Source organism: Pseudoalteromonas translucida KMM 520, from assembly GCF_001465295.1.
Classification (GTDB): domain Bacteria; phylum Pseudomonadota; class Gammaproteobacteria; order Enterobacterales; family Alteromonadaceae; genus Pseudoalteromonas; species Pseudoalteromonas translucida.
In genome coordinates this window covers 402281-416283 of record NZ_CP011035.1, presented here as the reverse complement: position 1 = coordinate 416283, position 14003 = coordinate 402281, and the positions used below count along the sequence as shown (strand labels likewise).

The following is a 14003-nucleotide window of genomic DNA, read 5'->3' as shown; positions in this document are numbered from 1 at the left end:
CTTAGGAAAATAACTATCCTCAAGGCGGGAGATAGCTATTTTCCTTGGTTTAGTACTCCCGCCTGTAAGTAGTTGTAATGGAAATATTTTTAACTTCAACCGTCACTGTTGCCCTTGCCGAAATAGGCGATAAAACTCAGCTTTTATCGTTACTGCTCGCCGCTCGCTTTCATAATAAAATTGCACTTATTTTAGGTGTATTAGTCGCAACTATTATTAATCATGGCTTATCTGCTTGGTTAGGAGATTGGCTTAGTGGTAATTTTGCTATTGAGTACCTACCTTGGGTTGTGAATATTAGTTTTATTGTGGTTGGCCTTTGGCTGCTTATTCCTGATAAAGATGAAGCCGTGAGCCATAAATACGATCGCTATGGCGCATTTTTAGTCGCTTTTGTATTGTTTTTTATTGCTGAAATTGGCGATAAAACACAAATAGCCACTGTGCTACTTGGCGCACAATATCAATCGGTGTTGTGGGTTACTATTGGTACAACTGTGGGTATGTTAATTGCCAACGTACCGATTATTTATGCAGGTAATGCGCTACTAAAACGTATTCCTTTAAATAAAGTGCGAATAATTGCAGCCAGTGTTTTTGTGCTGTTAGGGCTATATGGCTTAACAACTATTTAGGCTCAACACCTTTATTATTAAAAGTCCCCCGCTCATTATCCATAAGCGGGGGCTTTTAATTTTACATCAGCTTAGGTATTAAAACTGATATTTAGCAGATAAGTAAACACGTCTTGGCTCACCCGGAAAATGCCCAGTGCGATTAATAAAGCCGCTTGATGCGTACTCTTTATCAAACACATTTTTAATTGATACTTGCCACGTCCAGTTTTCTAACTGGGTTTTCCAGGCCATATTATAAATGGTATAGGGCTTTACATGGGTGCCATCTAAACTTACTTGCTGATCAACATAATCAAGGCCAGCAGCTATTGATGAGTTAATGCTAGGTAGATCATAACGAGTCCATACTCCGGCAGTATTTTGTGGTGCATTGGCAAACTTATCAGAACCAGCAGCTTGCGCTGAAAAGCCTTCGCTTTGCTCGTTTATACGGGTATCGTTATACGCGTAACTGGCCGTTACTACCCAGCTGTCGGTTATGTCGCCAACAACTTCAAGTTCAAAGCCATCGCTTTGCACTTCACCTAATGACTCTAGCTGGTCAATCCCCGAATCATTTTGTAGCAAGCTTGTTTGCAAAATATTTTTACGCACAATTTGATAGGTCGCAATATTAATCGCCAAGGAGTCACCAAATAATTTAGTGCGCAAACCTAACTCTGTAATATAGCTATTTTCTGGGGAGAATGGCCCACCAACTAACTCAGATTGGCTTGCCGCATCTTGCGGTAAAAAGCCCGTACCATAAAGCGCATATGGAAAAAATGTATCGTTAATATTATAACTGGTTCCAATACGCACCGTAACATCACTATCTGAAAACTCAGTATTGCTGATTTGATCAGTATCTTCAAAGTGATCGTAACGTAGCCCTGCTGTTATATTCCACTTTTCGGTAATATCTACTTGATCTTGCACATAAACCCCGAGCCTTTTAGATTCAGTGCTAACAAATCGTGGGGTTATACTTTGTAAGTCGTAATCGGCGCCCGATGTTAAACCATATTGCGGATTGATTAACGATAGTCCAGGCACTGGCCCGCCTTTACTTACTTGTTTGGCGGTACGGTATATGGCATCAAATTTAGCAGCATAATAATCTGTGCCCACTAAAAACACATGCTCCATATTCGCAATCGTTGTTTGTACTATTAAATTAGCAGTTAAACTCAAGCCTTGGTTTTCACGCGCTTGATCTCTAAATTCACGTTCGCTCCAATCAACTACACCGTCATTATCGGTATCTAACAAGCCGCGCGGCTCATGATAGTTTTGCTCTTCGGTATTAGTAAAGTAACGCGCTGTTACATCTGTACTAAATATATCATTTAACTCATTTTTATAGGTTGCCTGATATACATCAGCCGACACTTTTTGATAATCGCTTGCTTCGTTATGGTTCCACTCACGATTAGCAATAAAGTCGCCGTTGTCATCTACAGGTACGCCACGTAAACGGGCACCTGCTAAGTCTTGATCTATATTAGTGTATTGCAGCACTAAATTTGACGCATTATCAAAGTCAAAACGATAACCTAAATCGATAATGGTGTTGTCTTCGCCGGTGTTATATCTAAACGGGTTTTGGCTTTCTTTATACACACCCACTCTGTAGGCTTGTGTTTGCTCGTTGTTTACACTGCCCGTAGATTCAAAAGCACCACTGACAAAGTCATCGTTGCCAAGCTCTAGCTCCACTGTAGTTTTAGCAATATATTGTGGTTTTTTAGTCATGTAGTTAATAATGCCACCTGGATTACCACTACCATAAACCGCGCCACTTGGGCCTTTAAGCACAGCTACTTGCTCAATATTAAATAACTGCGGTACAGCAAAACCATTAAAAGGGTCACCTTTTACACCATCGTATAAAATTTCGTCTTGACGAAAACCTCTAAATGTTACGCCCGAATAGCTAAAGCCATTAACGCCTGCAATATTACTGTATAAATCAGTAATTTGACGTGCTGCTTGGTCACTAATTAACGCTTGCGGTAATATTTGAATCGATTGAGGTATTTTTTCCAAGGGGGTATCTGTACGGGTACCAAATGCTGATTCGGTTGGCCTATATAACGAAAAAGCACGACCTACTACTTCTATTTTTTCAATATTATTCTGAGGCGTTGCGCTATTAAGCGGTACTGTTGAGGGCGGTGCTGTTTTTAACTGTTCAGCATCTTCGGCGGCAAATACACTGGCAGAATTAAATATAATTGATGAGATTGCGATAGATAAAAGAGTAAATTTCATGAGAGATAACTAACAATAATACAGTGCACGCATGTTAATGCTAACCACTCTCATTTGCAATTGATTGTTTTATATAAATACACGCTTGTGCTATGTACTCGTAACGCAATAGCAGCCTTTGGTGTCAGCAATTAATAACTGTGAATTAAACCCAGCTGTTAAGTTACTAATAACGGTTTCTACAAAACCGCTTCCTTGCGAGCATGCTAGCCCTTCGGATAACGGTCCGGCATAAACAAAGTCACCATTTTTATCAATAATTACAGCAGCAGGGGTTGCAGGAATGGCTTGCTTAAGTTGTTGTGTAAGCTGCAACTCTTGTACCACAAGCCCTTTACTTTTTGCAAATGCTTGCAACCTTGTAATGTGCGCTTGCGCTTGCTTAGTACAACCGCAATTTTGCTCAGTAATAATAACGAGTGATGCCTCGTTATTACTAACCACTAACTGTTGTTTAAATTGCTCAAACCAATTTTGTTGTTTTAGCATTTGCGATTCATCAAACGGTTTTAGTTGCCCAAGCTGAAAGTACACCAGCCCAGTCACAACCAGTGTAAACCACGCGGCAACAACCCCTAGAATAAAGTAATTCGACTTACTTAAATTTTGCAATACTTTGCTCTAATACATCAATACTTACGTCAATTAACTGTACTTTAGCGGTTAACTGCTTAACTATTTTTGTGTCTTGATATTGATTTTGGCGCATGTTGTCTGTGCTTAGTGCTATTTGCGCCGTATTTCCCGCTTGTTCGGCAACTACCTGAGCCACTGAACTAGTACTGCTTGATACTGCTTTTATTTGTTCACTCATAGATGAAATATTTTCTTTCATCGTGGTGCTTATTTTTGTTAAGTCGACTACAAAATCAACACATTGACTCATAGACTGAGTCGATGTGCGGCTATTGCTGACCAAGTCTTTTAACGTAGCGGCTATTTTAGCCGTAGTTGCTTGGCTATTAGTGGCAAGTGAGCGCACTTCAGATGCTACAACAGCAAAGCCACGGCCATGCTCTCCGGCTCTAGCGGCTTCAATTGCGGCATTTAAAGCCAGTAAGTTAGTTTGATCTGCTATCCCCGATATTTCATTAAGTAAACCCGATATTACATCGCCTGCACCAACAAGATGATTTATTTGCTCTTCAGTATGATTAAGTAGTGTTAATAGCTCTCTACTTTTACTGTCTGTTTGTGACACTTCTTGCAAGGCCTTGGTTGCTGCTTGAGTAATATTATCTACTTGGTGCTTTAATACTTCACTTTCTTGCTCAACAAGTTTAAAACCATGAGCAACTTGCGCACCAGAACTTGCAATATCGTCGGTTTGTTGGATGCGCTGATCTGCACCTTCAGTTAACTCGTCGTGCACTTGGATCAGCTCTTGTGAGCTTACCTTTAATGACTCTGATTGAGTTTTTACTTGTTTAATTACATCTGACAAATACTCTAATAAAGTATTAAACCCAGCTACTGCTTGGCTTTTTTTATCATCAGCACGTAAAGAAAGTTTAATATGATTGGGGTCTTGCATTATTTGCTCTGTCGCTGAGCTTAGCGATAGCCCGGCACTACGTTCGCGTTGCAAGGTTTTAGCAATGTAACCGGCAACAAACACTTCAACAATGGCATAACCTGCGTGTATTAGCACTGTTGTAAAGGCAAGCCTATCTGGATCAAACACGTAAAAGCCTGTGTTTTGAGTTTGTAAGTAATAAAACGATAAATGATGCACAGCAACAAATACAATAGCCGTTATAAAAACACGCCATTGTACAAACATAATTAACATTGCCATTAAAATAAATATTTCAAAATGCACTTCAATCAAACCATAGGTTTGTTGAATATGTAAAAAAGAAAACATCATAATGGCTGCAGCGACTACGTGGGGCGTTAAAGCACTATTAGGTTGGGTTTTTAATAGCCAAATTGGTAATAAGCAAAGCGGTAAGCCAACAATAAAGGCCTCGCTCAATGTGCCAAAATATAAACCAACACCTATTGATTCTATAAATAAAAGGCTAAAAATAACCGTAAATAAACGCGCAACACTAGACATAGTAGCCTTAAATTAAGTTTTTAATAAAATTAAGCGATGTAATACGTATTAAAGTTTAAAAAAGTTCATCGGTTTCCACTAAATAAGCAAAAAACCGCTGCAATATTATACTTTCTTTAATAAAGCAAACAAGTTAATTACTTTGTTTAAATATATTGACCTAATTGAATTATTATTTACCCAAGCTAATAAGTTTATGTTCAAACAGAGCAGGCTATTTAATAATAGGTAATATTTTTTTAAAGTTAGGTGTTGCTGCTTGTTTGGTCCATTGAAAAATAATGCTCTCGGTACTGGAAATTATCGCACCTGCTTGGCGTAGTTGTTCAGTGGCAATTATTTTGTGGTTGTCGTTGCGTGAACCTATCGCATCAACTGCAATAATAACCTCGTAGCCGTACTGTAATAAATCTAAGCAGGTTTGCAGCACACAAACATGCGCTTCGGTACCAATAACCACGATTTGCGGGCGAGTATACTTAGCTAATTGCGCTAAAAACCCGGGCTCGGCACAGGCGCTAAAATGGGTTTTATAAAAATAATCAGCTTGTGGCAAAGCATCCTCCAAGGTTTGATTGGTTGCGCCCAAACCTTTTTTATATTGCTCTGTAATAAGGGTCGGTATTTTGTGCACTAGGCTGGCTTGCGATAACTGTAATGAGCACTTTAAAATAGCGCTAAAGTCAGCTATGGCTGGCTCAAGTTTCGTTTGTATATCAATAATTAATAACACACTGCGTAAAGCATCCACATTACTCATTTTGCTCATACTTCCTCCACTGTCCTGTTTAGTGTTAACTGCTTGTAACAACCCCACTCTAATACGAACACCAAAACAAAGCTACTCTGCTCGCTGTTAGCATTGTTCAACTAGGCTTAAATAAGTTATTAATACACTGATACAACTCATTTTTATTGATGGGTTTGGCTATAAAGTCATTCATACCGGCGTTTAAGCATTTTTCTTTATCTTCGGCAAACGCATTGGCAGTAATAGCTAAAATTAATACGTTTTTACAATCATTTGGCATTTGGCGTATTTTTTGTGTGCATTGGTAGCCATCCATATTGGGCATTTGGCAATCCATTAAAATCAAATCGGCGGGGTAGCTTTCTAAGCAATGTAACGCTTCAACGCCATCGCTTGCCGTTTTTATCTCGCATCCCGTTGCAATCATCATTTTGGTAATTACTATTTGATTAATTGGATTATCTTCTACTATTAAAATACGTTTTGCTGCTAAATCGGGAACTGAACTGTCGGCTATCTCCTTAACGGGAGCCTGGCTTAGAATGAGTGGAACTTTTATTTTAAAACAGCTCCCTACCCCTTTTTCACTGCGTAGGGTAAGCGAGCCACCCATCAGCTCAATTAATCGTTTACTAATTGTTAGCCCAAGCCCAGTGCCGCCATATTTTCGGGTAGTGGAAACATCAGCTTGTGTAAACTCTATAAATAAACTTTGTTGCTGCAGCGCAGAAATACCAATGCCAGTATCGGTAATTTTAATGAATAAACAATTATCCTCTACAAAGCAATCCATAGTAATTAAACCTGTCTCAGTAAATTTACCCGCATTGCTTAGTATATTGTTGATAACTTGAGAAAAGCGTAGTGAGTCTAACGCTATAAATGGCGGTAATTCTGGGGCAATAGTTAGCTTAAATGTAACGTTAGCACTTAATCCCGAGTTATCAAAAACGGTGGCTAATTGGCGTATTAGTTTTTTAATTTCAGTTGGTTGCACATCTAACTTTAACGCATTAGCTTCTATTTTAGAAAAGTCGAGTATTTCATTTAAAATAAGCAGTAAGTTATGAGCACTTTGTTGGATCATTTGCAGCTCATCTTGCTCATCGGCGGCAATTTTAGCGTTTTTTATTAGTAACTGAGTCATGCCCAAAATACCATTAAGCGGGGTGCGAATTTCGTGACTCATATTGGCCAAAAATAACGACTTTGTTTTATTTGCTTTATTAGCAACCCCTACGGCTTTAATTAGCTCTTCTGTTTTATCTTTAACTTGTTGCTCAAGCTTTAAATTAAAGTCTTTAAGCTGATTATTCAACGCTTCATTTTTACTATTTGCGGTGCGTAGCTTATTAAAATTATTAGTCATTTTAAGGGCTAAACTTACAAACTGTTGCTGTAACTTTTCAACCTCGTACCAGGTGTTAGTATGCGAAACTAATCCTACTGTTTGTTTATCGGTTTCGAAATTATCTATTTGCTCGGTTAACTTTATAATAGGCGTTACTAACCACTTGCTTAGCTGCGTAATAAAAACACTGGTTAGTACAATTATAAACAAGATCAACACCAGCGATTGCCCCCACGCTTGGGCTGCAACATTATTGGCATATTTTTTATTCATTAATGTAAAAGTACGCCAACGATTTATTGCCGATGTAGCGTCTTTTGAATAATATTGCTGCGCGTTCGTTGCTGTAAATGCGCTTGTTTGTCTAAGACTTTGTAACGCAGCTACATCTTGTTTGCTAAGAGTTTGCATCTGCTTAAAGTCATTCAAGGTCGAAAATACAACCCGATTACTTTTATCTAATATAATTAAGTCGGCTTGGCGCTTAAATAAGGTAGGTTGTAAATCACTAAAGTTTTCAAATAATAATGAGCCTTCTACTATCCCCTTAAACTGCTGGTTATTATAAATAGGGGCCGATATTGCCACTATTGATTGCTGCCCAAACCCTCTTCCTTTAAAAACGCCAGAAACAAATCCATTTTGAGAGTCAATGACTTGGTAAAAGTAATCGCGATCGGCAACATTAGCAACAGCCTTACCTTTTAACTGCTGTGTTTTTGACGTTGTGGGGTAAAAGTAATTTACGTTGGCAAGTTCATCGGTACTTATAGCAGTTATAAACCCAGGATATAGCTTGCCCAAAAGCTCAATAGCACTTTGTGGGCTATGCCCTACGCTAATGTTTTGTGCGGTCAGTATTACTGCTTTGCGGTGGTTTTCTAAATATAAGTCTAGGCTTTGCGCTATTTGTTGGGACTTTTCGTTTAGTTGTGCATTTATTTCGTATTCAACCCTAGAGTAATGGTTATTAATAAGCACAATTGAGGTAAGCACTACCACTAAAATAACGAGCAAAGTTACAATATAATTGAGGGTTTTATACAAAGAACCATAATAGCGGGACCAAGAATGGCGATTAAAAAAGAAACTAAATAAATCTATTACGCATAAATATATGGCGGCATTTAAACAATATTTAGCAAGCGCAGTAACCAAAGGTAAAAAGCTAATATTTAGAAAGTAATGCCCAAACCCCCACAATAATGGCATTGCTACTACAAGCCAAAACAGCATTCCTCTAAAAAATAAAGGCCTAGAATAGCGCAGGCAAAAAAAGTACACCCATAGTATTTCTAAACCAAAAACGATTGAAGGCCAAGCGTGCCCCCAACGATAAAATATGCCTAAAGTGCTTAAGGTAAACACAACTAACGAATAGCGCCAACCAAATAATAATAAACTTAAAAGAACAAAAAATTGCCCTAATAAAAACTCAGAACTATTAATAAATAATATTGGTAGGGTATTTACAAAAGCAGCGGTAATACCAAATAAACACGACACAATAATATTAAAGTAGCGATGCTTACTTGCTAGTAAAGGCATAATTAGATTCCAATAAACTGCTGTCGATTCAATTTGTTCCTACAACAGCTATTATTTACATATAACTTAAACTAAGCCATATGCTGCAATTTGCCAAGTTTAATTAACACTACTGCAGCTACTTTCAATTTGTAGCACGCTATTTGTTATATTAAATTTTGAACGCAGCAGGTTTTCGACCTTTAAGCGACATGCTTTATCATGCTTTTCAATGGTGCAGTGTTTTTTTAACACTATATGCGCACCCACTATCACCGTTTTATCTTTTCGTACTACAGTTACGTTATGCACGTTTTCTACATGCTGGATTGTGGTAATTGCTTGTTCAACTTTAGCTACTTTAGGGAGTTTATCTTTATTTATGTACAGCCCTTTAACGCAACTTATAATAACCTTAATACCGGTGAATAAAACGAATGAAGCAATTAACATGCTCGATAAAATATCAATAATATCCCAACCAGTCAGGTAAATTAAAACACCGGCTATAAAAGTAGAAATAGTAGATATAATGTCAAAAAACGAGTGTAAAAACACCGCATATACATTAATGCTCGCTTTACGGCCTTTATATAAAACCCAAGCAGCGGCACCATGAAACAAAAAACCAAGCGCGGCAATGGCCGACATTAAAAAGCTATTTATTTCAAGCTCGTTGCCTTCATGATGGTGCATAAAACGCTCGCCACCTTCATACAATATAATCAAGCTAATTGCTAAATATAAAAAGCCATTTATAAGGCCTCCCACTAACTCAGCACGCTGATAGCCATCGTTATAGGTTTTAGCAAAATGAATCGCCAAGCTCGAGGCAATTAAAGCAATAAATAAAGAGCTGTTATGAACAAACAAGTGCCCTGCATCGGCTAATACTGCTAGTGAATTGGCGTAATATGCGCCTATTAATTGAATAACCATAAAAGAGCAGGTGATCGCCAAAGCAATTAATAAACGGCGACGGGAAGCTTTATGTGTCGTTATTTCGGTCATGAAATACTTAAGTACCTATACTTAAAACAAAGTAAGCTTCGAAAAAGCTCAACGGGGATACGTAATGATATACAGTATCAATTATAATACGTAAACCTAATAAACGCACTAAAAACTTGGGAAAATAGAAACTTCTGTACTAAAAGTATTTAAAAAGGTATAAAAATAACAATATATTATAAAAATAATAACGTTTAATGTTTAGCTTGGAGATACAAGTGAGTGATGACTCAATACTAAAGTTGTGGCAGGTTTTAAATAAACTCAGTTTAGCTATTTTATTATACGACAATAAAAATAATACTTATTGTGTTAACTCTGCGGCGCAAACTTTATTTGATTTAAAGCATTTCGACAATATAGATAGTGCTGCATTTAATGCTGTCACTCTCCTGAGCGTGCATAATAATAAACACATTGCTATTGAGTCATTATTCGACTCAAAAACAAGCACTAATATACAGCTAAAAAAACAACAACAAAGCATACCGTTAAATATCGCCCTTACACAATTATCTGATTCTGTTTCTATGTTGTGTTTAGAGCCTTTAAAAAGCGATGTAATTGAACTCTATAATTTTGATCGAATTATTTCTGAAATATCAACAGATTTAATCGACATACAAAATGATGATATTGATCTGCATATTAATTTTGCGTTAAAAGCCATTGGCACTGCATTTGCTGCCGATCGTAGTTATTTATTTGAATTTAATACCGACAATGAAACCATTACTAACACCCACGAATGGGTGAATGAAGGCATTGAACCTTTCAAACAAAGATTACAAAATGTGCCAAAAACCGAACTCCCCTACTTTTTTGAAGTAATGAACGCCACGCATTTGTTTCAGGTAAACGATGTTTTAAAATTACCTCAAGCAGCAAACGCTGAAAAAGTTGAGTTTCAGATACAAAAAATACAATCCGTTTTATGCATTGGGCTCCTTTTTGATAAAGAGCTTATTGGTTTTATAGGCTGTGACTGTGTTAACTTTAAGCGCGCATGGACACACATTGATCTGATCAGAATAAAATTAGTGGGCGAAATAATTGCCAATGCATTAAAAAATATAGATTACAAAAAAAAGCTACAACTTGCCCAGCAACAGCTTATTACTGCAAATCAAAAATTAAGTTTATTAGTTAATACCGATGGTTTAACTAATATAGCCAATCGCCGCTGTTTTGATGAAACACTTAAAAGTGAAATACAACGTTGTGCTCGTAATAAGCAATCACTTAGCTTAATTATGTGCGATATAGACTTTTTTAAACGCTATAACGACAATTATGGCCACCAAAAAGGCGATGATGCACTTAAGCAAGTTGCTAAAGCACTAAATAAACTTTGCCGACGCGAAGGTGATTTAGCTGCGCGTTACGGTGGGGAAGAATTTGCAATAATTTTGCCTTCGCTTAACGCAGCAGAGTGCCATCAATTTGCATTATTATTACAACAAAAAATAGCGCAGCTAAGCATAGTACATAGCGACTCTAGTGTTGCAAAAACACTCACACTTAGCGTCGGCTTTTATAGCGCATACCCAACTAAAAACATCCGCCCCGAAACAATTATTAATAATGCTGATGCAGCCTTATATGAAGCTAAAGAAACGGGTCGTAATAAAATTTGTCAGTTTTTTGAAAATAATTGAATATCATCTTACTAACTATTTTATAGTGAAACCATACTAGCAATGCTACTCTAGCAACGTTGAAATTATAAACAACACTAACAATTCAACTTGTTAACTCTTTATTATTAGAAGGAATATTTACATGGATCCGATTGCACAAGTGCTCAATGCAATATTTACCGTTGAAGCATTTTTACTCATTTTTGTTTTAGTACTGCTAAAAAGTAGTGTCAAATTTGTACCACAAAACCGCGCCTGGTTAATTGAACGCTTTGGTAAATTTCAATCAACTAAAGAAGCTGGTCTAAACTTTATCATCCCATTTATTGATCGTATTGCTGCAGATCGCAGCTTAAAAGAGCAAGCTCAAGACGTGCCTTCACAGTCGGCAATCACTAAAGATAATATTTCGCTTACTGTAGATGGCGTATTGTATTTCCGTGTACTTGACCCATATAAAGCAACCTATGGCGTTGATGATTACATATTTGCTGTAACTCAGCTTTCGCAAACAACCATGCGTTCTGAGTTAGGTAAAATGGAATTAGATAAAACCTTTGAAGAGCGTGACGTACTTAACACTAATATTGTAACTTCTATCAACCAAGCAGCAGAGCCTTGGGGTATTCAAGTATTACGCTACGAAATAAAAGATATTGTGCCACCGCAATCTGTAATGGAAGCGATGGAAGCACAAATGAAAGCAGAGCGAGTAAAACGCGCACAAATACTTGAATCTGAAGGTGACCGTCAAGCCAATATCAATGTGGCCGAAGGGCGTAAACAAGCACAAGTATTAGGTGCTGAAGGTGAAAAAGCAGAACAAATTTTACGCGCTGAAGGTGAAGCAAAAGCAATTATTGCAGTTGCCGAAGCACAAGCCGAAGCCCTGCGTAAAGTGGGTGAAGCCGCCGATACAGCACAAGGTCAAAAAGCAATTCAGCTTGATTTAGCAACTAAAGCAATAGCCGCCAAAGAAGCCATTGCCAGAGAGTCATCAATTGTATTACTTCCTGATAACGCCACCGATGCAAGCTCAATGGTTGCACAAGGTATGGCCATTATTAATAGCTTAAATAAAAAGCATCAAGGCTAATAACTAAATAAAGGAGTCGGTATGGAATTTATTACCCAAAATTTACCACAAACCTTAATGGTACTTGGGGTTCTTGCGCTGATAATAGAAGTAGCCGTATTGGGGCTCTCTACCTTTATATTGTTATTTTTTGGCTTATCGTTATTTATAACCGGGCTGCTCATGAGTATGGGAATATTAGCCGACTCTATGACCACTGCGCTTTGGAGTAATACTCTAATAACGGCTGCAATTTCTATATTGCTTTGGAAGCCCCTAAAGCGGATGCAAAATAATGTTGACCGTAAACCAGTTAATAGCGATTTTGCCGAGCTGACTTTTACACTTAACCAAGATGTGACTATTGAAGGGTTAAGTACTCATCAGTATTCTGGCATTAGCTGGCAACTTAAAAGCAAACAGCCCATTAGCGCCGGTACGCAAGTTAAAGTAACTAAAAAAGAAGTCGGCATAATGTGGGTTGAAAGCATTTAAAAAACCTACAGCAATTATATTTTTATAAACAGATAAAAAACAATAAACGGGCAATTAAACACTGCCCGTTTATTTTGTTGAGTATTTATAATAAATAAGCGCCTACCTCCTCCCTCGTACTTTGCTAACTAAGTTGATAGCATTAAAAAATGATGTAAGGAATATATCGTTATGACAAATCAACATAAACACACTTTGGTTGTTGAAGGGGGTGCAATGCGCGGTATTTTTGCAGCCGGTGTGCTTGATGAATTTTTAAAACAAAACTATCAACCATTCGCATGTTATTTTGGCGTATCTGCAGGGGCTACAAATATAGCTGCCTATTTGTGCAAGCAACCAATGCGCAATTACAAAGTGATCACCGATTATTCATGTCGACCTGAGTTTATTAATTTTGCGCGCTTTATAAAAGGTGGCCATTTATTTGATTTAGACTGGCTATGGCAAGAAACCATTCGTGAAATACGTTTAAACACCGACGTGTTTGCGCAAAATCCGGCAGACTTTTATATTGTTACTACGGCTATAGAATCGGGTAAGGCGCATTATTTAAAAGCCACCAGCACCGATATGGTCGAGCAATTAAAAGCGTCTTGTGCTATTCCTATTGCGTATCGCGACTATCCAATAATTAATAATATAGCCATGACCGATGGCGGCGTAGCCGACTCTATCCCCGTTAAAAAAGCGTATGAAATGGGTGCACGTGAAATAACCGTTATTTTATCTCAGCCTTTGGGTTATCGTAAAAGGCCAAGTAAAGCACCATGGTTAACTAAACAAATATATAAAAACTACCCGGCACTTATTAACACAACCCTCACCAGAGCCAATGTTTATAACCAAAGTATTGATTTTATTAATAACCCGCCCGCCGATTGCCGGGTAAATATTATTGCGCCACCGGTTAATTTTAAAGTGGGCCGTACCACTAAAAAGCGTGCAACCCTTAACACTGGCTACCAAATGGGTGTAGACGCCGCAAAAGCATTTTTAGCTTAATTTAAAACTAACTTAAGCTGTATTATTTAAAATTACAGCCCTTTACTTAAATAAACATTAAAACACTTTAGATATTGTTAATAAGCTCTTATCCTATGGCGGAATTTTGATAAGTGAGTTATGTATTGTTTCTCATAAAATATTATGAGCATTAGCAACTCCCATTGTATTTTTTATTAAGTATTTAGGAACACA

Annotated in this window: 11 protein-coding genes; 5 read left to right on the top strand and 6 right to left on the bottom strand. The window is 37.6% G+C overall.

The window, feature by feature from the left end; genetic code table 11:
* The first annotated feature begins 77 nt into the window (after positions 1-77).
* Positions 78-635 carry a TMEM165/GDT1 family protein gene (locus PTRA_RS17330; RefSeq protein WP_058374910.1) on the top strand — a complete coding sequence of 186 codons (558 nt, stop codon included), beginning with the start codon at positions 78-80 and terminating at the stop codon, positions 633-635.
* Positions 636-713: 78 nt separating this feature from the next.
* Here the strand turns inward: PTRA_RS17330 and PTRA_RS17325 are convergent, their stop codons facing one another.
* The 6 genes from PTRA_RS17325 to PTRA_RS17300 all read right to left on the bottom strand — a co-directional run bounded on the left by PTRA_RS17325 (position 714) and on the right by PTRA_RS17300 (position 9593).
* Entirely contained in the window at positions 714-2891 is a 2178-nt protein-coding gene (locus tag PTRA_RS17325; RefSeq protein WP_058374909.1) for a TonB-dependent siderophore receptor, read from the bottom strand.
* A 90-nt stretch (positions 2892-2981) separates the two neighbouring features.
* On the bottom strand, positions 2982-3503 hold the full coding sequence (locus PTRA_RS17320) for a DUF6436 domain-containing protein (protein ID WP_058374908.1): 522 nt from the start codon (positions 3501-3503) through the stop codon (positions 2982-2984).
* Positions 3487-4953 (bottom strand): methyl-accepting chemotaxis protein, encoded by a 1467-nt coding sequence (locus PTRA_RS17315; protein ID WP_058374907.1) that lies wholly within the window; start codon positions 4951-4953, stop codon positions 3487-3489. The genes PTRA_RS17320 and PTRA_RS17315 overlap by 17 nt, the downstream gene beginning before the upstream one ends.
* A 214-nt stretch (positions 4954-5167) precedes the next feature.
* The gene (locus tag PTRA_RS17310; RefSeq protein WP_058374906.1) at positions 5168-5722 is read right to left on the bottom strand and encodes an isochorismatase family protein; all 555 of its coding nucleotides are present in this window, start codon (positions 5720-5722) and stop codon (positions 5168-5170) included.
* A gap of 97 nt (positions 5723-5819) precedes the next feature.
* Positions 5820-8603 carry a response regulator gene (locus tag PTRA_RS17305; protein ID WP_058374905.1) on the bottom strand — a complete coding sequence of 928 codons (2784 nt, stop codon included), beginning with the start codon at positions 8601-8603 and terminating at the stop codon, positions 5820-5822.
* A gap of 99 nt (positions 8604-8702) precedes the next feature.
* Positions 8703-9593, bottom strand: a complete 891-nt coding sequence (locus tag PTRA_RS17300) for a cation diffusion facilitator family transporter (protein ID WP_058374904.1) — start codon at positions 9591-9593, stop codon at positions 8703-8705.
* Positions 9594-9811: 218 nt separating this feature from the next.
* Here PTRA_RS17300 and PTRA_RS17295 point away from each other — a divergent pair, with 218 nt between their 5' ends.
* The 4 genes from PTRA_RS17295 to PTRA_RS17280 all read left to right on the top strand — a co-directional run bounded on the left by PTRA_RS17295 (position 9812) and on the right by PTRA_RS17280 (position 13808).
* Positions 9812-11251, top strand: a complete 1440-nt coding sequence (locus PTRA_RS17295) for a sensor domain-containing diguanylate cyclase (protein WP_058374903.1) — start codon at positions 9812-9814, stop codon at positions 11249-11251.
* 124 nt (positions 11252-11375) lie between these two features.
* Positions 11376-12329, top strand: a complete 954-nt coding sequence (locus PTRA_RS17290; RefSeq protein ID WP_058374902.1) for an SPFH domain-containing protein — start codon at positions 11376-11378, stop codon at positions 12327-12329.
* A 21-nt stretch (positions 12330-12350) separates the two neighbouring features.
* On the top strand, positions 12351-12803 hold the full coding sequence (locus PTRA_RS17285; RefSeq protein WP_058374901.1) for an NfeD family protein: 453 nt from the start codon (positions 12351-12353) through the stop codon (positions 12801-12803).
* 171 nt (positions 12804-12974) lie between these two features.
* Positions 12975-13808 (top strand): patatin-like phospholipase family protein, encoded by an 834-nt coding sequence (locus tag PTRA_RS17280; RefSeq protein ID WP_058374900.1) that lies wholly within the window; start codon positions 12975-12977, stop codon positions 13806-13808.
* Positions 13809-14003: the final 195 nt, after the last annotated feature.